At 63.0% G+C, this 21,671-nt stretch carries 25 protein-coding genes; 13 read left to right on the top strand and 12 right to left on the bottom strand.

All coding sequences use genetic code 11. The annotated features are described in order from the left end of the window. Nucleotides 1–104: 104 nt before the first annotated feature. On the bottom strand, nt 105–935 hold the full coding sequence (locus AC07SU_RS28460) for an IclR family transcriptional regulator (protein ID WP_494998959.1): 831 nt from the start codon (nt 933–935) through the stop codon (nt 105–107). A 244-nt stretch (nt 936–1,179) separates the two neighbouring features. Here AC07SU_RS28460 and AC07SU_RS28455 point away from each other — a divergent pair, with 244 nt between their 5' ends. Genes AC07SU_RS28455 through AC07SU_RS28425 form a run of 7 tightly spaced genes read left to right on the top strand, consistent with a single transcriptional unit; the run spans nt 1,180 to nt 7,619 of the window. Then, complete coding sequence (locus AC07SU_RS28455; RefSeq protein WP_494998958.1) at nt 1,180–2,208, top strand: ABC transporter ATP-binding protein; 1,029 nt, start codon at nt 1,180–1,182, stop codon at nt 2,206–2,208. Then, nucleotides 2,205–3,050 (top strand): ABC transporter permease, encoded by an 846-nt coding sequence (locus AC07SU_RS28450; protein WP_176996544.1) that lies wholly within the window; start codon nt 2,205–2,207, stop codon nt 3,048–3,050. Before AC07SU_RS28455 ends, AC07SU_RS28450 begins: the two co-directional genes overlap by 4 nt. Nucleotides 3,051–3,054: 4 nt before the next feature. Continuing rightward, nucleotides 3,055–3,849 (top strand): ABC transporter permease, encoded by a 795-nt coding sequence (locus tag AC07SU_RS28445; protein ID WP_078743198.1) that lies wholly within the window; start codon nt 3,055–3,057, stop codon nt 3,847–3,849. Beyond that, nucleotides 3,849–4,139, top strand: a complete 291-nt coding sequence (locus tag AC07SU_RS28440; RefSeq protein ID WP_494998957.1) for a (2Fe-2S)-binding protein — start codon at nt 3,849–3,851, stop codon at nt 4,137–4,139. Before AC07SU_RS28445 ends, AC07SU_RS28440 begins: the two co-directional genes overlap by 1 nt. After that, complete coding sequence (locus AC07SU_RS28435; RefSeq protein ID WP_494998956.1) at nt 4,136–5,479, top strand: FAD/NAD(P)-dependent oxidoreductase; 1,344 nt, start codon at nt 4,136–4,138, stop codon at nt 5,477–5,479. Before AC07SU_RS28440 ends, AC07SU_RS28435 begins: the two co-directional genes overlap by 4 nt. Next, nucleotides 5,476–6,573, top strand: a complete 1,098-nt coding sequence (locus AC07SU_RS28430) for an NAD(P)/FAD-dependent oxidoreductase (RefSeq protein WP_494998955.1) — start codon at nt 5,476–5,478, stop codon at nt 6,571–6,573. The genes AC07SU_RS28435 and AC07SU_RS28430 overlap by 4 nt, the downstream gene beginning before the upstream one ends. A 14-nt stretch (nt 6,574–6,587) precedes the next feature. Further along, nucleotides 6,588–7,619, top strand: a complete 1,032-nt coding sequence (locus tag AC07SU_RS28425) for an ABC transporter substrate-binding protein (protein WP_176996548.1) — start codon at nt 6,588–6,590, stop codon at nt 7,617–7,619. Nucleotides 7,620–7,725: 106 nt separating this feature from the next. On the opposite strand, the gene nadE is transcribed toward AC07SU_RS28425, so the two are convergent. From nadE to AC07SU_RS28410, 3 genes are read right to left on the bottom strand one after another with little or no spacing between them, the layout of a single operon-like run. Further along, entirely contained in the window at nt 7,726–8,535 is an 810-nt protein-coding gene (nadE, locus tag AC07SU_RS28420; RefSeq protein ID WP_176996549.1) for an NAD(+) synthase, read from the bottom strand. Between the two features lies 1 nt (nt 8,536). Further along, nucleotides 8,537–9,754: a nicotinate phosphoribosyltransferase gene (gene pncB, locus AC07SU_RS28415; RefSeq protein WP_494998954.1), complete on the bottom strand. Its 1,218-nt coding sequence runs from the start codon at nt 9,752–9,754 to the stop codon at nt 8,537–8,539. 11 nt (nt 9,755–9,765) lie between these two features. Next, nucleotides 9,766–10,413 (bottom strand): nicotinamidase, encoded by a 648-nt coding sequence (locus tag AC07SU_RS28410; RefSeq protein WP_494998953.1) that lies wholly within the window; start codon nt 10,411–10,413, stop codon nt 9,766–9,768. Nucleotides 10,414–10,560: 147 nt separating this feature from the next. On the opposite strand from AC07SU_RS28410, the gene AC07SU_RS28405 reads away from it, so the two are divergent. Next, nucleotides 10,561–11,253 (top strand): NUDIX hydrolase, encoded by a 693-nt coding sequence (locus AC07SU_RS28405; RefSeq protein ID WP_494998952.1) that lies wholly within the window; start codon nt 10,561–10,563, stop codon nt 11,251–11,253. 135 nt (nt 11,254–11,388) lie between these two features. Here the strand turns inward: AC07SU_RS28405 and AC07SU_RS28400 are convergent, their stop codons facing one another. Both AC07SU_RS28400 and AC07SU_RS28395 read right to left on the bottom strand, forming a co-directional pair. After that, on the bottom strand, nt 11,389–12,162 hold the full coding sequence (locus tag AC07SU_RS28400) for an L-iditol 2-dehydrogenase (RefSeq protein WP_494998951.1): 774 nt from the start codon (nt 12,160–12,162) through the stop codon (nt 11,389–11,391). 20 nt (nt 12,163–12,182) lie between these two features. Then, a complete protein-coding gene (locus AC07SU_RS28395; RefSeq protein ID WP_494998961.1) occupies nt 12,183–13,442 on the bottom strand; it encodes an ABC transporter substrate-binding protein in 1,260 nt (419 codons plus the stop codon). 277 nt (nt 13,443–13,719) lie between these two features. Between AC07SU_RS28395 and AC07SU_RS28390 the strand changes: the two genes are divergently transcribed. From AC07SU_RS28390 to AC07SU_RS28380, 3 genes are all read left to right on the top strand, one after another. After that, nucleotides 13,720–14,658 carry an AraC family transcriptional regulator gene (locus AC07SU_RS28390; protein ID WP_494998950.1) on the top strand — a complete coding sequence of 313 codons (939 nt, stop codon included), beginning with the start codon at nt 13,720–13,722 and terminating at the stop codon, nt 14,656–14,658. A 155-nt stretch (nt 14,659–14,813) separates the two neighbouring features. Continuing rightward, entirely contained in the window at nt 14,814–15,776 is a 963-nt protein-coding gene (locus AC07SU_RS28385; RefSeq protein ID WP_494998949.1) for a nucleoside-specific channel-forming protein Tsx, read from the top strand. 14 nt (nt 15,777–15,790) lie between these two features. After that, nucleotides 15,791–16,819 (top strand): purine-nucleoside phosphorylase, encoded by a 1,029-nt coding sequence (locus AC07SU_RS28380; RefSeq protein WP_494998948.1) that lies wholly within the window; start codon nt 15,791–15,793, stop codon nt 16,817–16,819. Nucleotides 16,820–16,916: 97 nt separating this feature from the next. On the opposite strand, the gene AC07SU_RS28375 is transcribed toward AC07SU_RS28380, so the two are convergent. From AC07SU_RS28375 to AC07SU_RS28350, 6 genes are all read right to left on the bottom strand, one after another. Continuing rightward, on the bottom strand, nt 16,917–17,876 hold the full coding sequence (locus AC07SU_RS28375) for a quinone oxidoreductase family protein (RefSeq protein ID WP_494998947.1): 960 nt from the start codon (nt 17,874–17,876) through the stop codon (nt 16,917–16,919). 31 nt (nt 17,877–17,907) lie between these two features. Then, the gene (locus AC07SU_RS28370; RefSeq protein ID WP_176996559.1) at nt 17,908–18,081 is read right to left on the bottom strand and encodes a DUF1427 family protein; all 174 of its coding nucleotides are present in this window, start codon (nt 18,079–18,081) and stop codon (nt 17,908–17,910) included. A gap of 89 nt (nt 18,082–18,170) precedes the next feature. Continuing rightward, nucleotides 18,171–18,935, bottom strand: coding sequence for an AraC family transcriptional regulator (locus tag AC07SU_RS28365; protein WP_494998960.1), 765 nt, complete (start codon nt 18,933–18,935; stop codon nt 18,171–18,173). A gap of 76 nt (nt 18,936–19,011) precedes the next feature. Next, nucleotides 19,012–19,182, bottom strand: a complete 171-nt coding sequence (locus AC07SU_RS28360; RefSeq protein ID WP_176996560.1) for a metallothionein — start codon at nt 19,180–19,182, stop codon at nt 19,012–19,014. A gap of 89 nt (nt 19,183–19,271) precedes the next feature. Further along, on the bottom strand, nt 19,272–19,727 hold the full coding sequence (locus AC07SU_RS28355; protein ID WP_494998946.1) for a DMT family transporter: 456 nt from the start codon (nt 19,725–19,727) through the stop codon (nt 19,272–19,274). A gap of 4 nt (nt 19,728–19,731) precedes the next feature. Further along, on the bottom strand, nt 19,732–20,220 hold the full coding sequence (locus AC07SU_RS28350; protein ID WP_176996562.1) for a DMT family transporter: 489 nt from the start codon (nt 20,218–20,220) through the stop codon (nt 19,732–19,734). A 119-nt stretch (nt 20,221–20,339) separates the two neighbouring features. Between AC07SU_RS28350 and AC07SU_RS28345 the strand changes: the two genes are divergently transcribed. Both AC07SU_RS28345 and AC07SU_RS28340 read left to right on the top strand, forming a co-directional pair. Further along, nucleotides 20,340–21,272 carry a LysR family transcriptional regulator gene (locus tag AC07SU_RS28345; RefSeq protein WP_494998945.1) on the top strand — a complete coding sequence of 311 codons (933 nt, stop codon included), beginning with the start codon at nt 20,340–20,342 and terminating at the stop codon, nt 21,270–21,272. Between the two features lie 142 nt (nt 21,273–21,414). Next, nucleotides 21,415–21,663 (top strand): type II toxin-antitoxin system Phd/YefM family antitoxin, encoded by a 249-nt coding sequence (locus AC07SU_RS28340; RefSeq protein WP_494998944.1) that lies wholly within the window; start codon nt 21,415–21,417, stop codon nt 21,661–21,663. The last annotated feature ends 8 nt before the right edge of the window (nt 21,664–21,671 follow it).

The raw sequence follows: 21,671 nt of genomic DNA, 5'->3' as shown, positions 1-21,671 counted from the left end.
CCCCCCCCCCCCCCCCCCCCCCCCCCCCCCCCCCCCCCCCCCCCCCCCCCCCCCCCCCCCCCCCCCCGGCTCCTACATTTGATCTGCGGTGTTGCACCTATTTTTTATCCGCCAAAGGTTTGTGAGGGGCGGCGCAGTGTGGGATCGAAGGGGTTGATCCTCGGCCCGATCGCCGCCGCTTCGCGCTTGAGCAACTCCACCACCATCGGCAACCGGCTCGGCCCCAGCCGGTCGCTGATGGTCGCCACACTCAAGGCCGCCACCGCGTGACCATCGCGGTTGAGGATCGGCACTGCCAACCCCGCCATGCCTTCCAGCACGCCGGTATTGCGTGCCGCGTAACCCAGGGTGCGTACGTTCTCTACCTCCGAACGCAACAACACTTCGTCATACAGGTGGAAGTCCTTGAGCCGTGGCAGGTTGTAGCGAATCACCGTTTCACGCTCTTCCTCCGGCAAAAACGCCAGGATCGCCAGGCTGCCCTGCCCCACGCCCAATGCCACGCGCCCGCCGATATCTCCGGTGAAGGTGCGGATCGGGTACGGGCCTTCGCTGCGGTCCAGGCAGATCGCGTCAAACCCCGAGCGCGCCAGCAGGAACAGCGAGTCCCCCAGCGATGCGCTGAGGCGCAACATGCTTGGCCGCACCAGGTCGCGCAGGTTGCCGGTCTTGCCCGCATTGGCCGCCAGGGCGAAGAACTCCAGGCTCAGGCGATAGCGCTTGCTGCGCGCGTCCTGCTCGACCATGCCTTCGTCCATCAGGCTGCGCAGCAAGCGGTGAGTGGTCGGTTGCGACAAACCGACCTGCTGCGCCAATTGGGTCACACGCTCGCCGCCCTCCGGCACCTCACCCAGGGTGCGCAGCAGCGCAAACAGCCGGGACACCCCACCGACACCGACTTCCCTGGCGTTTGCGTTTCGTTCATTGGAATCCATAACAACAGATCTCTTGGTAAATTCCGGTGAGTGAATAAAACTGAAAATAGTAGTCCGTTCAGTGAAATTCTATCTTTCGCCCATCCTAGTCTTCGTCCTAATCTGCGTCCACCAGGGGCGAAATGAACAACAACCGGCAGCCGACTAAAAGATCGAGCGCCACCGCACCCGCAACACTCTTTTCGCATCTGCCCAAAACAACAAAGCGCGTGTCGACGCGACTTAAAAAAGGTGGAACGCAACCATGGCATTTCTCCAACTCAACGCCTTGAGCAAACGCTACGGCGCCGTCGATGCGGTGGTCGCCACCGACCTTGCGGTGGAAAAAGGCGAGTTCGTGTCCCTGCTCGGCCCGTCGGGCTGCGGCAAGACCACCACCCTGCAAATGATTGCCGGCTTCGTTGACGTGAGCGGCGGGCAGATCCTGCTCGACGGCCGTGACATCACCCACGCCAAGCCCGCCAGCCGTGGCCTGGGGGTGGTGTTCCAGAGCTACGCGCTGTTCCCCCACATGAGCGTGCGCGACAACGTCGCCTTCGGCCTGAAGATGCGCAAAGTGCCCGCCGCCGAGATCGCTGCCAAGGTCAAGACCGTGCTGGAACTGGTGCGCCTGGCGCCCCACGCCGAACGCTACCCGCGCGAGTTGTCCGGTGGTCAGCGCCAGCGCGTGGCCCTCGCCCGTGCCCTGGTGATCGAGCCGCCGGTGCTGCTGCTCGATGAACCGCTGTCCAACCTCGACGCCAACCTGCGCGAAGAGATGCAGTTTGAGATCCGTCGCATCCAGTGCGCGGTGGGCATCACCACCCTGATGGTCACCCATGACCAGGCCGAAGCGCTGTCCATCAGCGACCGCGTGGTGGTCATGCAGGCCGGCCGCGTGACCCAGGTGGATGCGCCCTACAAGCTGTATGAACACCCACGCACGCGGTTCATCTCGGACTTCGTTGGCAAGGCCAACCTGCTGCCCGGCGACTACGACCAACTGGGCGTGCCGCAAGTGCGTCATGAAAGCGGCCACGGCGAGCTGACCCTCAGCCTGCGCCCGGAAAAAATCCAGCTGGTGGATGCAGGTCACGGTCGCCTGCAAGGCAAGGTCCTCGACCGCTACTTCTTCGGCAGCCAGTGGCTGTACCGCATTCACACCCTGCTGGGCGAAATCACCGTGGTGCGCAGCAACGATGGCAGCGCGCCGCTGGGCTGCGGCGCCCTCGTGGGTCTGGACTGGCAGGCTGACCTGCTGCGCGTGCTGGCCGCCGACGAGGTGCGCGCATGAGCCGGGGCTACCTGTTGTCGCTGCCGGCCCTGGCGCTGTTCACCGGGCTGCTGGTGTTGCCGCTGCTGATGACCCTGGTGCTGTCGTTCAACGTGTTCGACTACCAGGTGGGGGTGAAGGCCGATGAATGGACCCTGGCCCATTACCTGTCGCTGTTCAGCGATGCGTACTTCTACGAAATCTTCTGGCGCACGTTCTGGATCAGCGCGCTGGTGACCCTGCTGTGCGTGGTGATCGGCGTGCCCGAGGCCTACATCCTCAGCCGCATGGGCACCCCGTGGCGCTCGATTTTCCTGATCCTGATCCTCACGCCGCTGCTGATCTCAGTGGTGGTGCGTGCCTTCGGCTGGAGCCTGTTGCTCGGCGCCGACGGGTTGGTCAACCAGGTGATCCAGGCCTTGGGCGGGCGCCCGATGAAACTGCTGTACACGCCCTTTGCGGTGGTGATCGCGCTGGTGCACGTGATGCTGCCGTTCATGATCATCCCGGTGTGGACGTCCTTGCAGAAGCTCGACCCGTCGGCCGAACAGGCGGCGTTGTCCCTCGGCGCGAGCCAGGCCACGGTGATGCGCAAGATCGTGCTGCCGCAGGTGATGCCCGGTGTGCTGTCCGGCACCTTGATCGTGTTCGGCCTGGCCGCCAGTTCGTTCGCGATCCCCGGCCTGCTCGGCGGGCGTCGCCTGAAGATGGTCGCCACGGTGGTGTACGACCAGTACCTCTCGGAACTCAACTGGCCCATGGGCGCGACCATCGCGGTGGTGCTGCTGTTGGTCAACCTGCTGATCATGCTGAGCTGGAACCGCATGGTCGAACGCCGCTACAAAAAGTCCCTGGGGGTTTAAGCGCATGTCCAGAAACGGTCCTTTGGCCCTCGGTTTCCATGGCTTGGTGGTGCTGTTCATGATGGCGCCACTGGTGGTGGTGTGCCTGGTGGCCTTCACTCCGGAAAACACCTTGAGCATTCCAACGTCGGGCTTCTCCCTGCGCTGGTTCCGTGCGGTGTTCGAGCGCGCTGACTTTATCCAGGCGTTCTATAACAGTCTGATCCTGGCCTTTACCGCCGCCAGCCTGGCGACGTTGATTGCCGTGCCGGCGGCCCTGGCGATCAGCCGCTACCAGTTCCCGGGGCGCAACTTTTTCAGCGCCCTGTTCCTGTCGCCGATCATCATCCCGCACTTGGTGCTGGGCGTGGCGATGCTGCGCCTGTTCGCCCTGATGGGCGTCAATGGCAGCTTCACCTGGTTGATGCTGGCTCACGTGGTGATCATCACCCCCTACGTGCTGCGCCTGGTATTGGCGGCCGCCATCGGCATTGATCGCAGTGCCGAGCAGGCCGCCGAATCCCTCGGTGCCAGCCGCTTTACGCTGTTTCGCCAGATCACCTTGCCGATGATCCTGCCCGGTGTGGCAGGCGGCTGGTTGCTGGCGTTCATCAACAGTTTCGATGAGGTGACGCTGTCGATCTTTGTCAGCTCGCCGGCCACGCAAACCCTGCCGGTGCGCATGTACGTGTACGCCACCGAGTCCATCGACCCGATGATGGCTGCCGTTTCCGCGCTGGTGATTGCGCTGACCGCCGCGACCATGATCCTGCTGGACCGGGTCTACGGCCTGGACCGCGTATTGGTGGGGAAACACTGATGGCTTTGTTCAAACGCTTGGCCGAGACCGGGCGCCCTGCCCTGGCCTTCACCCTCGACGGGCAACCGGCGACCGGCTTGCTCGGCGACACCGTACTCACCGCCGTACTGACCTGCGCCGATCACCTGCGGGGCAGCGATTTCAGTGCCGAACGGCGCGCCGGTTTCTGCCTGATGGGTGCCTGCCAGGATTGTTGGGTAAGGCTTGCCGATGGCCGGCGCGTGCGCGCGTGCTCGACCCTGCTGGAAGCCGGCCAGGCCATCAGCCGCGACCCGGGACGCCAGCCATGAAGCCGGTGGTGATTGTGGGCGCAGGCCCGGCCGGCATCAGCGCGGCGCGCACCTTGCTCGACCATGGCATCACACCGTGCCTGGTGGATGAAAGCGCGCGCGGCGGCGGGCAGATTTATCGTCGCCAACCGGCGAACTTCCAGCGCTCGGCCAAGCAACTCTACGGTTTTGAAGCGGGCAAGGCCGAGGCTGTGCACCGCACGATGGATGAACTGGCGCCCTTGATCGACTACCGCGCGGAAACCCTGGTGTGGAATGCCGAGGATGGCCGTCTCGACCTGCTCAAAAACGGCCGCGCCGAAAGCATCGAGTATTCGCAGCTCGTCGTCGCCACCGGTGCCACCGACCGCATCCTGCCGGTGCCGGGCTGGACCCTGCCCGGCGTGTACAGCCTGGGCGCGGCGCAGATCGCCCTGAAGTACCAGGGCTGCGCCATCGGCGAGCGCGTGGCGTTTTGTGGCAGCGGGCCGTTGCTGTATCTGGTGGCTTATCAGTACGCCAAGGCCGGCGCCCAGGTGGTGGCGGTGCTCGACAGTGCGCCGTTCAGCGCGCAGTGCCGTGCGTTGCCTGCGTTGCTGGGTCAACCGGCAACCTTGGCCAAAGGTTTGTATTACCGCGCATGGCTTACTGCCCACGGCATTCCGGTGCACCAGGGCGCCACGCTTGAGCAGATTGACGGTGAGCAACGGGTCACTGGGATTCGCTGGGGTTCGCGCACCCTGGAATGCGATGCGGTGGCCTTCGCCCATGCCCTGCGCAGCGAGACGCAACTGGCGGACTTGCTCGGCTGTGAGTTCGCCTGGAACGCGTTAAATCGCGCCTGGCTGCCACAACGGGACAGCGCCGGACGCAGCAGCGTGAACGGCGTGTACCTGGCGGGCGATGGGGCCGGGATCATGGGCGCCGACGCCGCACAGATGGCCGGCGAGCGTGCGGCATTGGCGGTGCTGGAAGATTCGGGCATCGCAATTGACCAGCGCCGCACCGCCGTGCTCGAACAACAGCTGGCCGGTATCCAGCGCTTTCGCCATGGCCTGGAAACCGCGTTCCCCTTCCCCGAACAGTGGGCCGCGCAGGCACCGGATAATTTGATCTTGTGCCGCTGCGAAGAGGTCAGCGTGGGCGATGTGCGCGCCGTGGTGGATGAAGGCCACTGGGAAATCAACCGGGTCAAGGCTCACTGCCGCGTCGGCATGGGCCGCTGCCAGGGGCGCATGTGCGGCTTGGCGGCTGCCGAGATTGTGGCCGAGCGCAGTGGCCGGGGCATTGACGAGGTCGGCCGGTTGCGTGGCCAGGCCCCCATCAAGCCCCTGCCGTTTGGCGTGGAGGTGCAGCCATGATCGACGTGATCGTACTGGGCGGCGGGATCGTCGGCGCCTCGGCGGCCTTGACCCTGGCGCAAAAAGGCCAACGTGTCGCACTGGTGGAGCGAGACTTCTGCGGCTCCCATTCCAGCGGCGTCAACTATGGCGGCGTGCGGCGCCAGGGGCGGCCGTTGCATCAACTGCCGTTGTCGCAACGCGCCCATGAACTGTGGGCAGACTTGCCGGGGCTGATCGGCATCGACGGCGAATACGTGCGCTCCGGGCATCTGAAACTGGCGCGCAGCCATGCCGATTTCGCCGCCTTGCAAGCCTATGCCGAACAGACCCGTGGCTTTGGCCTGGGCTTGCAGCTGCTCGACTACACCGAGCTGCGCGCACGTTTCCCGTGGGTGGGCGATATCGCCGTGGGCGCGTCGTTGTGCCCGGAAGACGGCCACGCCAACCCGCGCCTGGTGTCGCCGGCCTTCGCCCGTGCGGCGCAACGCTGCGGCGCCACGGTGTACGAGCAGGCGGAAGTGATCCGCATCGAACACGACGGCCGCCAATTCCAGGTGAGGTGCGCCAATGGCCTGCAGTTGCAAGCGCCGTGGCTGTTGAATTGCGCCGGCGCCTGGGCCGGTACCGTCGCCGCGCAGTTTGGCGAGCCGGTGCCGATCACCTCGGCGCACCCGGCCATGCTGGTGACCGAGCCGTTGCCGGTGGTGATGGACGTGAGCACCGGCGTGGAAGGCGGCGGCATCTATGCGCGGCAGGTCGCCCGGGGCAATTGCATCCTCGGCGGCGGTCGGGGCTTTGCCCTCGGCCCGCAGCAGGCCCGCCCTGGGCAAGCGGCGGTGCTGGAGATTTTGCGCAATGCCGGCGAGCTGTACCCGTTTCTCAAGGGTGCCCAGGCCATCCGCACCTGGAGCGGCACCGAAGGTTACCTCCCCGATCATGAACCGGTGATCGGCCCCAGCAGCACTCAACCCGGCCTGCTCCACGGTTTCGGCTTTGCCGGCGCCGGGTTCCAGCTCGGCCCCGCCGTCGGTGAAGCCCTGGCAGAGATCGTCTGCAGCGGGGCCAGCCGGCAACCCATCGAAGCGTTTTCCATCCGTCGTTTCCAAGCCTGAGAGGAAAAACATCCATGAACCCACGTATTGCGCTGTCCTGCTTGTCCCTCGCCCTGCTCGCCTCTACCGCCCATGCCGCGCCCACGCTGTACCTGGGCATGAACGGCGGCACCATGGAACGGGTGTACGCCGACAAGGTGTTGCCCGCGTTCGAAAAGGCCAACAACGTCAAGGTGGTGATCGTGCCCGGCACCTCGTCGGACATCCTCGCCAAGGTCCAGGCCAACAAAGACAACCCGCAGATGCACGTGATGTTCCTTGACGACGGCATCATGTACCGCGCCATCTCCATGGGCCTGTGCGACAAGCTCACGCCGAACCCGACCCTCGACCAGATCCCCGCCAAAGCGAAGATCAAGGAAGAGGCCGTGGCCGTGACCCTCGGCGTGACGGGCCTTGGCTACAACGCCAAGATGTTCAAGGAAAAAGGCTGGGCAGCGCCGACCTCGTGGATGGACCTGGCCGACCCGCGCTTCAAGGACAAAGTGGTGTTCCAATCCCTGGCGTCGTCCACCTTCGGCCTGCACGGCTTCCTGATGTTCAACCGTATCCAGGGCGGCGACGAGACGAACGTGGAGCCGGGCTTCAAGGCCTGGCCAAAAACCATCGGGCCGAATGTGCTGGAATACATCGCCAGCTCGGCGAAGATCTCCGAGATGGTGCAAACCGACGAAGCGGCGATCTTCCCGCTGACGCCGACCCAGGTCACCACTCAGAAGCTGCTGGGTGTGCCGATGGAATATGCGCAACCCAAGGAAGGCGCGGTGGTGCTGAACGTGGCCGAATGCGTGATTGCGCGCAATGACCAGCCGGAACTGGCGCAGAAACTCGCGGCCTTCCTGCTGACCGCCGAAGCCCAGGCGCCGGCGCTGGAGGAAGGTGACCAGATCCCGTCGAACCCGACCACACCGACCACCGACAAGACCCGCGCGCGGGTGGAAGCGATGCAGGGTTACTTGCAGACGGCGATCTCGATTGATTGGGACAAAGTGAACCTGGCGCGGCCGGAGTGGAATGCGCGGTGGAGTCGCTCGATCGAGCGCTAATCAGCATCTCCTGTGGGAGCTGGCTTGCCTGCGATGCTCGTTAACGATAACGCGGGCATTCTGGAGAAACGCGGTGCCGTTGCGATCATCGCCGGCAAGCCGGCGCCTACAGGGGGGTGATGGGTAACGCGCGTTTGTGGGCGGTCTTCAGGTAGGCTTGCTCCACGATGTGGCGTACCCGCTCGCTCACCGGTTCGCCCATCAGGTAGGCATCGATCTCGGCATACGAGCAGCCATAAGCGTGCTCATCCAGCTTGCCGGGTGCCAGTTCTTCCAGGTCAGCGGTGGGGTGTTTGTGCACCAGGTTGTCCGGCGCACCCAGGGCCGTGGCCAGCAGGCGTACCTGGGTCTTGGTCAGGCCCGACAGTGGCGCCAGGTCACAAGCACCGTCACCGAATTTGGTGAAGAACCCCATCAAGGCTTCGGCGCCGTGGTCGGTACCGACCACCAGGCCGTTGTGCAGGTTGGCCACGGCGTACTGAGCGATCATCCGCGCACGGGCCTTGACGTTGCCTTTGATGAAGTCGACATGGGCCGCGCTGGCTTCGCTGGCGGTGAGGCTGGCCATCAGGCCGTCGACACTGGCGGCGATGTTCAGGGTATCGATCTGGTCCGGGGTGATGAAACCCAGGGAAGCCTGGGCGTCACGCTCGTCGGCCTGGGTCTTGTAGGGCAGGCGCATGGCGATGAAATGCGCGGCATACCCTTCGCTGCGCAATTGCTCGGCGGCCAGCTGGCACAGACGGCCAGCGGTGAGGGAATCGACGCCGCCGCTGATGCCCAGCACCAGGGCCTTGCCGCCAGAACTGCGCAAGGTGGCCTTGATGAAGTCGATGCGCCGCTGGATTTCCTTGGCCTCACCGCCCTTGACCAGTTGCCGATTGATGTTCAGTTCCTGTGCGATACGGTCTTGCATGTCACACCTCCACCTTGCCCACATTGAACACTTGTGCTGCGTACTGCAAAAACGAGGCGTCTTCGCAGACGTTCTTGATCGGGTCATCCGAGAACTTCACCACCGGCTCGCCGTGCACCCGTACCAGTTTCATCACGATGCTCAACGGCTCCACGCCTTCCACATCGCAGGCCAGGCTGGTGCCCATGCCGAAGCCGAACCTGGCCTTGCCGCGCACGTGACGCAGGATCGGCAGGCATTTTTCGAAATTCAGGCCGTCGGAGAACATCAGGTCCTTGGTCATCGGGTCGATGCCCAATTGCTTGTAGCGGGCCAGTACCTTGTCGGCCCAGGCGATGGGGTCGCCGGAGTCCTGGCGCAGGCCGTCATACAGCTTGGCGAAGTACAGGTCGAAGTCCTTGAGGAAAAAGTCGGTGCTGATGCAGTCGGTCAGGGCAATGCCCAGGCGGCCACGGTATTCACGCACCCAGTTTTCCAGCGCGGCATTCTGGCTCTCGCGCAGGCGCCCCAGTTGCTGGTGCACCATCAGCCATTGGTGGGCCATGGTGCCGATCAGCGGCAGGTCGAATTCATAGGCAAGGTGCGCGTTGCTGGTGCCGACGAATTGGCCGGGGAAGTCGCGGCGCATGATGTCGACCACTTCACGCTGGGCCTTGAACGACAAACGCCGGCGCGTGGAGAAATCGGAAACACGCAGGTCGGCCAACTCGTCGCGGCTGAGGTTTTTCTCCAGCCAGTCGAACTTCTGGTAGAGCTTGCGGGTGACGTCTTCCAGGGTCACGTCGGGGTACTTGTCGCGGTTGCGCAGCTCGCTCACCAGGGCCAGCACCGGCTGCTCGAACATGATGCAGTGCAGCATCGGCCCGACCACACGGATGTTGAGTTGGCCGTCGACTTCACTGACGTGGATGTAACGCAGGTTGAAGCGGAACAGGCCGAGGAAACGCTCGTAGTCCGGGGTGAGGTATTCGCGAAAACGTGGGTTGAACAGAAAACGCAGCTCACCTTCGCGCATGTGCAGGCCGGCCATCTTCTCCAGCTCGGCGCGCAGTTCGGGGATCAGGTGGCCAAGTTTTTCCCTGGACCGAACGATGAAGTTGTACTCGACATCGACGTTCGGGTGCTGGTGCAACACGGCCTGCATCATGGTGAAGGTGTAGTAGTCGGTGTCGAGCAAGCCCTGGATCACCGGGGCTTCGTAGTCGTAGGCACTTTCCATGGTGTGTCTCCTTAACGCGCGGCCATCGCGGCCAGTTCTTCGCGGGTGCTGCTGATGACGGCACCGGCCTTGAGCAACGCATTGACGGCTTGCACGCCGCCCTCCTCGCTGATACCTCGGCAGGCCGGCAGGTGCAGGATCACCTCGAAGCCCGCCTTGAGCAGTTGCATCGCGGTGGTCTTGACGCAGTAGTCCAGGGCCAGGCCGCCGACGATTACCCGGCTCACGCCCCTGGCGTTGAGGTACTCGATGACGCCAGTGGAAAGTTTGTCGTGCAGGTCGTGGTAGCAGGCGCCATAGGGGTGCAGGTCGGGTTCGACGCCTTTCCAGATGAAGTAGTCGTACTCATAGGGCGTGGGCAACTCGTCGAGCAAGGTGAAACCCTCGGTGCCCGGTACACAGTGACTCACCCAGGTCACGTCGGCGTGGGCCAGGCCAGTGGGTTGCAGCATGTCGCTGTGCTGCGTCACCACCCAGGGGGCATGCGGGGTGTGGGCGTCCTTGCTGCCAACGCGATGGCCGGCAAGGCTGGCCATGTAGTTGAGCTCGGCGCCGATCCTGTCGCCACCGGCCACCGGCAACTCGTTGGGGCACAGGGGCGTGAAGCTCTTCTGGGCGTCGACGTCGAATGAGGCAATGGCAGTTTTCGCAAGGGTCATGGTGGTTCTCCTGTGGCCTGGAAACAAAAGTACACGTCATGTACTTTCATTGCAAGAAACATTTAGTTATCTATGCTGGAGCGAGTACATGACATATCTGCTCGATCCGTTAGACTGTGCCCCGCCACTGTTTACAAGGAATGCCCGATGCCCCTTCACGCCTACCTCCATACCGTCGACCTGTGCGTGCTGTTCTATTGCCGCGCCACCGGCGAGCTGAAACTGCTGCTCAACAAACGCGACGCCGAACCCTTCGCCGGGCATTGGGCGCTGCCGGGCGTGGTGGTCAATGGCGACGTGCAAGATCTGAGCCTCAAGGATGCGGTGGAACGGTTGCGCGCCAGTGACAAGGTCGGCCTGGCACTGGCCTGGAGCGAGCAAGTGGGCACGGTGGGGGATGCGTTTCGCGACCCACGCTGCTGGTCATCGTCGACCTATTACCTGGCAATCGTCGCCGACGAGGTGGCGCTGGGCGAGCATCAGGCCTGGTTTTCACTGGATGACGTGGCGGATGGCAGCCTCAAGCTGCCGTTCGATCACAACCTGATCGTGGCGGCCGTGCAGGAGCGGCTGCTGTCCAAATCGCTGTACAGCAGCTTGCCGCTGATGTTTTTGGGTGAGGAGTTCAGTGCACCGGAAGCGACCGCGATTTTTTCCCTGGTGCTGGCGCGGCCGGTGTTGAAGACCAGTATTCGCCAGCGGTTGTTGAAGCTGACTGAGGCGGGGTATCTGCGGGAGACGGGCCGTAAAAAGCACGGTGAAGGTGGCCGGCCGCAGGCGACGGTGGCGGCGCTGAGACCGGGTGAAATCTACTTCTTCGACCGCAGCTTTGCGGAATGAAACACCCCTTGTAGGAGCCCGGCTTGCCGGCGATGGGGCCCCTGAGATTTCTGCAACATCAAAGGTCGCCATCGCCGGCAAGCCGGCTCCTACAAGGTTTGTGGGGTCAGTTCATTCAGTTATAGGTGTGTGGGGTCAGTTCATCCAGTTGCCGCCATCGACGTTGTAGGTCTGGGCGACGACGTAGTCGGCGTCCTTCGAGGCCAGGAAGACCGCCATGCCGGTCAAGTCCTCTGCCGTGCCCATGCGCCCGAACGGTACTTCGGCCCCTACCCGCTGCTTCTTCTCGCCAGGCGCCAGGCCTTCATGCTTGGCGAACAGTGCATCCACCCCGTCCCAATGTTCGCCATCCACTACGCCCGGGGCGATGGCGTTGACGTTGATGCCTTGCTTGATCAGGTTAAGCCCCGCCGACTGCGTGAGGCTGATCACCGCCGCCTTGGTCGCGCAGTAGATCGCCACCAACGGCTCGCCCCGGCGCCCGGCCTGGCTGGCCATGTTGATGATCTTGCCGCCGTGGCCCTGGCTGATCATCTGCTTGGCCGCGGCCTGCAGGGTGAACAGCGTGCCGGCAACGTTGATCGAGAACAGCCGCTCATAGCTGTCGCGGGTGATGTCGACGATGGGCGCCAGGTCGAACAGCGCGGCATTGTTGATCAGGATATCCAGCTTGCCGGCGTGGGCCACCACGGCGGCAATCGCGCCGTCGATGGAGGCCTGGTCGGTCACATCCATCGCGACGGCATACGCCTTGGGACCGAGTTCAGTGGCGGTGGCCTGGGCCCGTTGCAGGTTGATATCGGCGATGGCAACGGTAGCGCCTTCTGCAATATAGGCCTGGGCAAAGGCGCGGCCGATGCCGCGCGCCGACCCGGTGATCAACGCGCTTTTACCTTCCAGTCGTTTCATGAAGTTCGTGTCCTTGGGCATTATTTGGGGTAGCCGGCGCGTTTCATCTCGCGCTCGGTGGTGGACTGGGCTTCGAGCAACGCCTGGTCAACCGACATGCCACCGGTGAGCGCGGCGGAGAACAGCTTGCCCACCGACGTGCCGATCGCCTGGAACTCAGGGATGGTCACGTATTGAATGCCCACGTACGGCACCGGCTTGGCCGACGGGTGTGCAGGGTCGGCGTGCTTCATCATTTCCAGGGTGACCTGGGCAAACGGAGCGGCCTTCAAGTACGCCTCGCTGTAGGTGGACTGGCGGGTGCCTGGCGGTACGTTGGTGATGCCTTCTTTATCGGCGACCAGTTGGATGTAGTCCTTGGACGTGGCCCAGGTAATGAACGCCTTGGCCGCGTCCTTGTGCTTGGAGGTGGCCGGGATGGCCAGGGACCAGGCGTACAGCCAGGAGGAGCCCTTGTCGGTGACCTCGGTGGGCGCGGCGGCGAAACCGACGCTGTCGGCGACCTTGCTCTGGCTCTTGTCGGTGGTGAAGGAGCCGGCGACGCTGGCATCGACCCAGATCGCGCATTTGCCGCTGTTGAACAGCGCCAGGGTTTCGTTGAAGCCGTTGCTGGAGACGCCAGGCGGGCCGTAATTTTTCAGGGTGTTGACGTAATAGTTGGCGGCGGCCGTCCACTCGGGGCTGGTCAGTTCGGGCTTCCACTGCTCGTCGAACCAGCGCGCACCAAAGGCATTGGCCATGGTGCTGAGCAAGGCGATATTCTCACCCCAGCCGGCCTTGCCCCGCAGGCACATGCCGTATTGGTCTTTGTCTTTTGCCGTGAGCTTGGAGGCGAATTCGCCGAGCTGGGTCCAGGTCGGGTGCGCGGGCATGCTCAGGCCGGCCTGCTTGAACAAATCGGTGCGGTAATAGGTGACGGTGCTTTCGCCATAGAATGGCAAGGCGTACAGGGTGTTGTTGACCGACAGGCCCTGGCGTACCGAAGGGAAAATATCATCGGCGTCGTACGCGGCCGGCAGCTGCGTCAGCGGTTCCAGCCAGTGCTTGGTGCCCCACAATGGGGTTTCGTAGGTGCCGATGGTCAGCACGTCGAACTGCCCGCCCTGGGTAGCGATGTCGGTGGTGAGGCGTTGGCGCAGCACGTTTTCTTCCAGCACCACCCAATTGAGCTTGATGTCCGGGTGTTGTTCTTCAAACACCTTGGACAGGCGCTGCATGCGGATCATGTCGCTGTTGTTGACCGTGGCGATGGTCACGGTGTCGGCGGCGTGGCTGGGCATGGCCAGCGCCAGGCCGGAAAGCAGGAACAACACTTGCGGGAGCTTGCCTTTGCAGATCTGGAACATGGCGGTTTCCACCTGTTGTTTTTGTTGTTGAGGCCTGATTACAGCAGCTTGCCCACCCCCTCACAAACGAATGGCGAATGCCCGACTGATACTTTTTTAACTTATCCACCCGGATCAAAAAAGTATCAGTGCCGGGCGAAACCGGGGGTAGCGCTCACCCGTGCGGGGCGCGTATTTTGAAGTGAGTCCACGCCCACCCAGAGGCCGCATCATGCCTGTCAGCCGCGCCCAGCTGTTCGAGCACCGCCCTGCCGAACTCGAAGTGATCCTGCCCGAGCCGGACCACTGTTTCCGCTGGTTCGAACACGACTACCCCTTTGATCTGGCACGCTGGAACCACCACCCTGAATTCGAAATCCACCTGATCCGCCAGGGCAGCGGCAAGCTGGTGGCCGGCGACTACATCGGCGCTTTCAGTGCGGGGCATGTGGCGTTGATCGGTCCGGACCTGCCCCATGACTGGATCGGCGAACTGGCCCCGGGCGAGTACCTGACCGGCCGCGACGTGGTGCTGCAATTCGACGGCGCTGCCCTCCTCGCCCTGCGCAAGACCCTGCCGGAACTCGGCGATCTGCAGCAGCTGTTCGAAACCGCCCGGCGCGGCCTGGAATTCAGCGACGACACCGCCGTGCAGGCGGCGCAGTTGATGGAGGCCATCGGCAAGGCCCACGGCCTGCAACGGCTGATCCTGTTCCTGCAATTGCTGAACACCCTGAAGAACGCCCCCGTGCAGCACGTCCAGGCACTCGCCAGCCCCTGCTACGCACCGACCCTGGACGCGCGCAGCGCCGAGCGAATCAACAAGGCCTTCGACTACCTGATGCGTGAACTCACCGGCGACTTGCGCCTGTCGGTCATCGCCCAACAGTTGGAGATGAGCGAGCCAGGGTTTTCACGTTTCTTCAAGCGCAACACCGGCCACGGCTTTATCGACCTGATGCGCAAGTTCCGCGTGCAACGCGCTTGCCGCCTGTTGCTGCAAAGCGATATGTCGGTGGCGGATATCTGCTTTGAAGTGGGCTATGCCAACCTGTCCAATTTCAATCGGCACTTTCGCATCGAGATGAACCAGACGCCGAGCGAATACCGTCGCGAAACCGCGATGCACCTGTTCAATCGCATCGAAAAAATGACACCCAGTCATTTCTGATCAAAAGGTCGACTAATCCCCATTTTTTTCAAGCTGATCAACCGATTGAGAGAAGTTGGTACAGCCTGTGCAAACGTTTGCGGAACGAACTTGGCAACCAGGTTCACCTTTACCCGAAGAATCGGGTTCAAACCGCGTACGAATAGGGATTTTCAATGCACCCCACCTCAAGGCGTCCTGCTTCCCTTGGTGTTTCTTTGCTACTGGCCGCCGTTACGGGAGTACTCAGCGCCCCCCTTTTGGCGCAGGAAACACCCATCGATGACTCAGCACAGGGCGAAACACTGAGCCCCGACACGAAAAACCCTGAAGCCAGCCCGGCGAAAAAAGGCGTCTATCTGTCGGAATGGTTCAACCAGGACCTCACACTGATCGGCAGCAAAGACATCAGCTTCGGCCCCAAGCCACAGGATGATGTCTACCTGGAATACGAGTACTTCGGCCGCAAGGGCCCGTTCGAGCTGTACGGCTACATCGATGTGCCGAAGATCCTCGGCATCGGTAACAGTAATGACAAAGGCGTGTGGGACCATGGCTCGCCGGTGTTCATGGAACACGAGCCGCGCATCTCCATCGACTACCTGGCGGGCCGCAGCCTGGCCATCGGGCCGTTCAAGGAATGGTATGTGGCGTTCGACTGGATCTACGACCACGGCAGCAACAAGGCCAACCGCGCCAACACCTTGTACAGCGGCTTGGGCACCGACATCGACACCCACTCGCGGGTCAACCTGTCGGCGAACTTCTATGGCCGTTACCAGTGGGAAAACTATGGCGCCAGCAACGAGTATTCGTGGGATGGCTACCGCGCGCAGATGAAGTACATCGTGCCCATCAGCAGCTTCGACAACGGCGCCTCGCTGACCTACATCGGCTTCACTAACTACGATTTTGGCTCGGACCTGCACAAGGACAATCCGGCGCGTACCGCCAACTCGGTCGTGGCCACCAACGTGCTGCTGTATTCGTTCACCCACCTGCGTTTTACCCTGGTCGGCCGTTACTTCCATAACGGCGGCAACTGGGAAGATGGCAGCGAGTTGAATTTCGGCGAGGGCAACTTCCGCGCCCGTTCCGACGGCTGGGGTTACTACGCCGGCGTGGGTTACCAATTCTGATCAAGGAGCTTTACATGAACGTGTTTACCCGTCTCTCGATTGCCGTGGGCCTGGCCCTGCTGGCCCCTGCGGTATTGGCCGATACGCCGGCGCCGATCAAGCCCAAGGTGATGCTGATCACCATGTTCGCCCCCGAGGCGCAAACTTGGGTCGATCGCCTGGAACTCAAGCGGGAAGTCCGCGTGCCGGGCTTGTCCGCCGAATATCCGGTGATTCGCTGCAACACCCAGGACGTGTGCCTGCTGGTCACCGGCATGGGCCAGACCAATGCCGCCGCGTCCACCCTGGCGCTGGCCTTGTCGCCCAAGTTCGACCTGCGCCAGAGTTATTTCCTGATCGCAGGGATCGCGGGTATCAGCCCTAAACACGGCACTATCGGCACGGCGGCCTGGGCCCATTACCTGGTGGAATTCGGTACCCAGTGGGAACTGGATTCGCGGGACGCGCCAAAGGACTGGCCGACCGGTTACATCGGCATCAACACCAAGGGGCCCAACGAAAAACCACCGTTGGACTACAAGACCGAAGTGTTTGAGCTCAACCCCAAGTTGCAGGCTAAGGCGTTTGCTTTGTCGCAAAACGTCGAACTGACCGAAAGCAAGGAATCCAGCGCCTGGCGCAAGCACTACCCTGCCGCACCGGCCAACCAACCGCCGCAAGTCACCCGCTGCGACACCCTGGCGGGCAATACCTGGTTCTCCGGCACACGCCTGAGCGAGCGCGCCGAGGTCTGGACCAAGCTGCTGACGGACAACAAGGGCGAGTACTGCACCACCCAGCAGGAAGACAACTCCACCTATGAAGCCCTGCTGCGTGCCAGCCGTGAAGGTTTGGTGGATATCCAGCGCCTGGCGGTGGTGCGCGCCGGCTCCGACTTCGACCGGCCGTACCCTGGCTACAGCGAAGTGGACAACCTGCTGAAATACGCAGACCAGGGCGGCTTTGTACCGGCGCTGGAGAACCTGTACCGCACGGGCAACCCGCTGGTGCAGGCGATTCTGAAGAACTGGTCGGCGTGGGAAAAAGGCGTTCCCGAGGCCTGATGATCCCCTGTAGGAGCCGGCTTGCCGGCGATGGCGTCCTCGAAATCGCCATCGCCGCGGTGCGACGACTCGACAAGCCGGCTCCTACAAGGATGTGTCAGGGCAGGAAGATAATCTTGTCCGCACTGCCGCTGTTCACTTCTTCATAGCACTGCAAACCGTCGGCCAGCGCCACTTCGCGCAGGCCGCTTGGCAGGGGCAGCATGCCCTCGTCAAAGAAGCCGCCGAACTGCTCCAGCATCACAGCGCACTGCTGGCAGTTGTAGAGCAATGAATTGATCCCCACCACCGAACCACCCTTGCGGTACAACGCCAGCGCCGGCAATTGCACGTGGCCGTCAACCGGTGCGGCGATGATCGCGATACGCCCGAACGGCGCCAAGCCAGCAACCGCCGCCGGCAGCCAGAAACCCGTGGTGTCGAAGATCACCTCGGCGCCGCCCTTGAACACCGCATTCACCTGCGCGCCCAACGCCTCCGGCTCTCCCAGGGTGATTGCATCAAAGCCTTGCGCCTTCAGCACCTCGACCTGATCCGCCTTGCGCACCGCGCCCAACACTTCGGCACCGAGAATCTTGGCCAGCGCCAATGCTGCGCTGCCCACCGCCCCGTTCGCGCCGATCACCAACAAGCGCGTGCCCTGAGTAACGCCGCTGCGCGCCAGTGCATCCCAGGCGGTGGTGTATGGCACGCCAAGGCTGGCGGCCTGGGCAAAGCTCAGGTGGGTCGGTTTATGCGCCACGCCTTCGGCGGCCACCGTGAGGTACTGGGCGTGGGAGCCATCGGCAAAAAAGCCGAGGTCGCGGCCAGTGCCCCACACTTCCTGGCCGATCAGCGCTTGCGGGCCGTCCACCACAACGCCGGCGAAGTCACGCCCGGGAATGCGCGGCAATGTGGTGTACGGGAAGCGGCCGAGCACGTTTTTCACGTCGCTGGGGTTCAGGCCGGCCGCCTTGACCTGCACCAGCACCTCACCGGCAGCGGGCACCGGGGTGGCGACGTCGACAAAGCGCAGGGACGAAAGATCGCCGGTGGCGGAAAATTGCAGTGCTTTCATGGCCAATATCCATCGAAGAGAAGGAAAGAATTCAGGACAACCAACCGCTGACCAGCTGCCGGCCCACGGGCCAGAGCTTTTCACCCAGCAGCATGCCCATCAGGCCCACCAGGGCGATGGCGGGTGGCGCGGGCGAACGGAAATCCAGGGCACCGTAGATCACGCCGACCAATAGGCCGATGGCGAGGGAAATCAGGTAGTTCATGGGGGTCATGCCAGTTGGGTGGATGGGCTCAGTGTAGAGAGCCCATTGCTGAAGCATCGGCCAAGTGCTTCAGGATTTCGGCCAAACCCTCAACCGACGTACTGCGAAGGCGCCACGCCGAGCGCGCGACGGAACATGTCGCTGAAACTGCTGGGCGAGTACCCCAGGGAGCGGGCGATGCCGCTGACGGACTGGCCCTGGATCAGCTCCGCCACCGCCGTGGCCAGTTGCACCTGGCGGCGCCATTCGGCAAAGCCCATGCCCAGATGGGTCTGGAACAGGCGCGACAAGGTGCGCACGCTGGCACCGGCGGCTTCGGCGTGCTGTTCGAACGGGATTTCCAGGGACGGCGCCGCCATCACCGCCTGGCAGGCATTCACCAGTCGCCGGTCGGCCTCCACTGGCATGGCGATGCGGATCTGCGAACGGCGTGCCCGTTGCAGTTCCAACAGGGCCAGGCTGACCACCGCATCGTAATACGCTGGCTCGCCGTTATCGCCCTGATCGACCAGGGTGACGATCAGCTCGCGCAACAACCCGCCCACCTCGATCACCTGCACCTGGCGGTCCAGCGTCGCCGCCAGCGCCGGGCGCAGGTAGATATTGCGCATCTGCAGGTCCGAGACCACGCGGATCCCATGCTCCAACCCCGGCGGTAGCCACACCGCACGCTGCGGCGGCACCACCAGGGCTTCGCGGGGCGTTTCGACCCACATCACCCCGCTCACGGCATACAGCAACTGGCCCCAATCGTGGCTGTGGGGTTCCACATACAACCCACGCGGGTAGGTGCGCGCCAACGGTTGCACGGGGACGGCGTGATCAGAGAGGTCGGGAGGTGCGGCCAGGGCCATGAAGAAGGCATCGATCAAGGGTGAGCGGCCATGGTAATGACCGCCACCGGATAATCCGAGCGGATTTTTACAGGTTTCAGCCGTGGGCCGATTTGGCGCACTCGCAACCCGACGCCGAGGCGCAGGGCTCGCCATGGGCATGGTGCTCGGCGCAGCCTTTGCAGCAATAGCCTTTACCGTCCTTCATCACCGCATCCTTGCCCAGTACGCACTTGCAATGGGGGCAGGCACAGGTTTTATCAGCCATGGTCAGACTCCTTTTTCATGGTCGTCCAGGTGCAGCGGGCGCCACACCTTAAGCAGTGACTATAGGCAAGCCATCCGGGTTCAGCGCCGTTAATCGGCCAGACGGCTATTGCTGCGGTACATGAACACCAGCGCCAGCGCCAACAGCAGCATCGCCACGAGTCGGCTGCCCGACAGTTCGATGGCCGGGTTGCCCAGCCAGCCGAAATTATCGATCAGCATGCCCATGCCCAACTGCCCGACGATCACCGCCACCGTCGCCACGGCCGTGCCCACCACCGGCACCGCACCGACCATCACCATCATGTACACCACGCCAAACAAGGCACCGGTGAGTTGCCATTTCGGCACGTCCAGCAGGCTGACGGCCTGGGCCGGTTCAAAGAAGAAAATCAGCAGCGCCGTGCTGATTGCACCGACCGCAAAGGTCAGCAAGCTGCTGCGCAATACGCCCACCGCCTGGCCCAAACGCCCGTTGATCGCGGCTTGCACGCTCAAGACCGCGCCTGCGGCGATCACCAACACCAACAACAAAATCAGATTCATCGCCTTACCCTCGTGCAATCAGAACAAGTGCCGCCACAATCAACGCCAGGGCAATCCAGCGCTCGCCATTGACCCGCTTGCGCTGGGTGCCGAACCAGCCGAAGTGGTCGATCAACACGCTCTTGCCCACCTGCCCTGACAGGATCGCGATCATGGTCATCGCGATTCCGATGTGCGGCGTAGCGAGGGTCAACACCACCACATACATCGGCCCCAGGAACCCACCGATCAACTGCCAGCGTGGCAAGTCGGTCAACGCCGGGCCTTTTTGCGGGCCACTGAACAGCAGCAACAGAAACAAAATCGCCGAACCGACGCCGAAAATGCTCAGGGTTGCCCATAAGTGCCCTACCTGCACACCCAACGGCCCGAGCAACCCGGCCTCTACCGACAGGCCCATGCCCGCCAAGATCACCAGCGGCAACAACAGCAGCCGCAACAGGTTTTTTTTCGGCGTGGCCGAAGCCGCACCCGCCATGGAACTCGCTTGCATACATCACCTGCGCATCAAAGAAAGGAAACATGGCGCGCATTATCCAGTGGCCGTGCTGTGCGATAAATGGGAGCATGCCGACAACACCTTTGCGCAAAACGCACAGCCTGGAGACCACGATGCAGGGCTTGAATGAATTGAGTTTCAAGGCGCTTCGACTGTTTGTCGCGGTACTCGACCACGGCAGCTTCTCTGAAGTGGCGCGCCGCGAGAGCCTGGCGCCCTCCTCCATCTCCCGGCAGATCCAGTTGATGGAACAGGCGCTCGGCCAACAGTTGTTGTACCGGCACACTCGCGCGGTGAGCCCCACCGAAGCCGGCCGCGTGCTCGGGCGCCATGCGCGCTTGATGCTCGAACAACTGGAAAGCGCCAGCCAGGCCCTGCAGGAGCAGGAGCGCGAGCCCAGCGGCCTGGTGCGCATCAACGCGCCGATGGTGTTCGGCCAGCGCCACCTGTCGCCGTGGCTCGGCGAACTGTGCCGGCGTTACCCGAAGTTGCAGCTGGATATCCAGCAGACCGACACCTACGTCGACCCGCTGCAAGACGGCACCGACCTGCTGTTTCGCATCGGCGTACTCAACGATTCCAGCATGCAGGCGCGCATCTTCGCCCCCCAACGCTTTCGCATCGCCGCAAGCCCGGCCTACCTGGCCCGGCATGGCCCCCCCCGGCACCCCGAGGAACTGGCCCACCACCAATGCCTGGCCTACAAAGGCATCACCGGCCAGCAACGCTGGTTCTTCCGCCGCAACCAGGGCGACTGGACCCCGTACAGCGTCAAGGGCCCCATCACCGGCAACCACGCCGACACCCTCACCCACGCCGCCGAACAAGGCCTGGGGCTGGTGGTGTTTCCGTCATGGCTGATCGGCGAAGGCCTGCGCGCAGGCACCTTGCAGGCGGTGCTCACTGAATACGAAGTGGCGACCACCCTGGAGCCGCAGCAGATTGCCGCACTATGGCCAGGCAGCCGCCGGCTGTCGCTGAAGGTGCGCACGGTGATTGATTATTTCGTGGAGTGTTTTGGGACGGTGCCGTATTGGGATCGGTGAGCGATCGGGGTCACATGGCTCACGCTGTTTGAGGAAACGTCCGAGGGCAAAACGTAGGCAAGTTCTGTTTTTGTGGGCCACTATTTTTGGGCGCATGACGCTACCGGCACAATTCGATGACTTCCACTCTTGGATAGCCATCATGACTGCAACACGCTCGGCAATTTCCGTCACTCTACGTCAAGCAAAAGCTGGCCTCTCAGAGTTGGTTGCCCAGGCCGCTGCCGGTGAAACAATCATAATCACCAGACAAGGCAGAGCCATTGCTCGCCTTATAGCCGCTGAACAATCAGCAACGCAACGGATCGGGGCGATGAAAGGAAAGCTGGTTCTTCCTGACAAATTCGACGAACGCTTACCAAGCGAGCTACTGGATGAATTCTACGGGTGAACCAGTCA

The organism is Pseudomonas sp. GW821-FHT05H12 (genome assembly GCF_059419385.1).
This window is presented reverse-complemented; position numbering and strand designations above follow the sequence as displayed.

What these genes read in the sequence shown, in the direction of transcription:
- AC07SU_RS28430 (WP_494998955.1), top strand. Translation starts at nt 5,476, where the DNA reads ATGATCGACGTGATCGTACTGGGCGGCGGGATCGTCGGCGCCTCGGCG.
- AC07SU_RS28445 (WP_078743198.1), top strand. Translation starts at nt 3,055, where the DNA reads ATGTCCAGAAACGGTCCTTTGGCCCTCGGTTTCCATGGCTTGGTGGTG.
- AC07SU_RS28350 (WP_176996562.1), bottom strand. Translation starts at nt 20,220, where the DNA reads ATGCAAGCGAGTTCCATGGCGGGTGCGGCTTCGGCCACGCCGAAAAAA.
- AC07SU_RS28395 (WP_494998961.1), bottom strand. Translation starts at nt 13,442, where the DNA reads ATGCCCAGCCACGCCGCCGACACCGTGACCATCGCCACGGTCAACAAC.
- AC07SU_RS28440 (WP_494998957.1), top strand. Translation starts at nt 3,849, where the DNA reads ATGGCTTTGTTCAAACGCTTGGCCGAGACCGGGCGCCCTGCCCTGGCC.
- pncB (WP_494998954.1), bottom strand. Translation starts at nt 9,754, where the DNA reads ATGGAAAGTGCCTACGACTACGAAGCCCCGGTGATCCAGGGCTTGCTC.
- AC07SU_RS28340 (WP_494998944.1), top strand. Translation starts at nt 21,415, where the DNA reads ATGACTGCAACACGCTCGGCAATTTCCGTCACTCTACGTCAAGCAAAA.
- AC07SU_RS28375 (WP_494998947.1), bottom strand. Translation starts at nt 17,876, where the DNA reads ATGAAAGCACTGCAATTTTCCGCCACCGGCGATCTTTCGTCCCTGCGC.
- AC07SU_RS28365 (WP_494998960.1), bottom strand. Translation starts at nt 18,935, where the DNA reads ATGGCCCTGGCCGCACCTCCCGACCTCTCTGATCACGCCGTCCCCGTG.
- AC07SU_RS28385 (WP_494998949.1), top strand. Translation starts at nt 14,814, where the DNA reads ATGCACCCCACCTCAAGGCGTCCTGCTTCCCTTGGTGTTTCTTTGCTA.
- AC07SU_RS28435 (WP_494998956.1), top strand. Translation starts at nt 4,136, where the DNA reads ATGAAGCCGGTGGTGATTGTGGGCGCAGGCCCGGCCGGCATCAGCGCG.
- AC07SU_RS28450 (WP_176996544.1), top strand. Translation starts at nt 2,205, where the DNA reads ATGAGCCGGGGCTACCTGTTGTCGCTGCCGGCCCTGGCGCTGTTCACC.
- AC07SU_RS28400 (WP_494998951.1), bottom strand. Translation starts at nt 12,162, where the DNA reads ATGAAACGACTGGAAGGTAAAAGCGCGTTGATCACCGGGTCGGCGCGC.
- AC07SU_RS28455 (WP_494998958.1), top strand. Translation starts at nt 1,180, where the DNA reads ATGGCATTTCTCCAACTCAACGCCTTGAGCAAACGCTACGGCGCCGTC.
- AC07SU_RS28355 (WP_494998946.1), bottom strand. Translation starts at nt 19,727, where the DNA reads ATGAATCTGATTTTGTTGTTGGTGTTGGTGATCGCCGCAGGCGCGGTC.
- AC07SU_RS28380 (WP_494998948.1), top strand. Translation starts at nt 15,791, where the DNA reads ATGAACGTGTTTACCCGTCTCTCGATTGCCGTGGGCCTGGCCCTGCTG.
- AC07SU_RS28405 (WP_494998952.1), top strand. Translation starts at nt 10,561, where the DNA reads ATGCCCCTTCACGCCTACCTCCATACCGTCGACCTGTGCGTGCTGTTC.
- nadE (WP_176996549.1), bottom strand. Translation starts at nt 8,535, where the DNA reads ATGCAAGACCGTATCGCACAGGAACTGAACATCAATCGGCAACTGGTC.
- AC07SU_RS28370 (WP_176996559.1), bottom strand. Translation starts at nt 18,081, where the DNA reads ATGAACTACCTGATTTCCCTCGCCATCGGCCTATTGGTCGGCGTGATC.
- AC07SU_RS28390 (WP_494998950.1), top strand. Translation starts at nt 13,720, where the DNA reads ATGCCTGTCAGCCGCGCCCAGCTGTTCGAGCACCGCCCTGCCGAACTC.
- AC07SU_RS28345 (WP_494998945.1), top strand. Translation starts at nt 20,340, where the DNA reads ATGCAGGGCTTGAATGAATTGAGTTTCAAGGCGCTTCGACTGTTTGTC.
- AC07SU_RS28425 (WP_176996548.1), top strand. Translation starts at nt 6,588, where the DNA reads ATGAACCCACGTATTGCGCTGTCCTGCTTGTCCCTCGCCCTGCTCGCC.
- AC07SU_RS28410 (WP_494998953.1), bottom strand. Translation starts at nt 10,413, where the DNA reads ATGACCCTTGCGAAAACTGCCATTGCCTCATTCGACGTCGACGCCCAG.
- AC07SU_RS28360 (WP_176996560.1), bottom strand. Translation starts at nt 19,182, where the DNA reads ATGGCTGATAAAACCTGTGCCTGCCCCCATTGCAAGTGCGTACTGGGC.
- AC07SU_RS28460 (WP_494998959.1), bottom strand. Translation starts at nt 935, where the DNA reads ATGGATTCCAATGAACGAAACGCAAACGCCAGGGAAGTCGGTGTCGGT.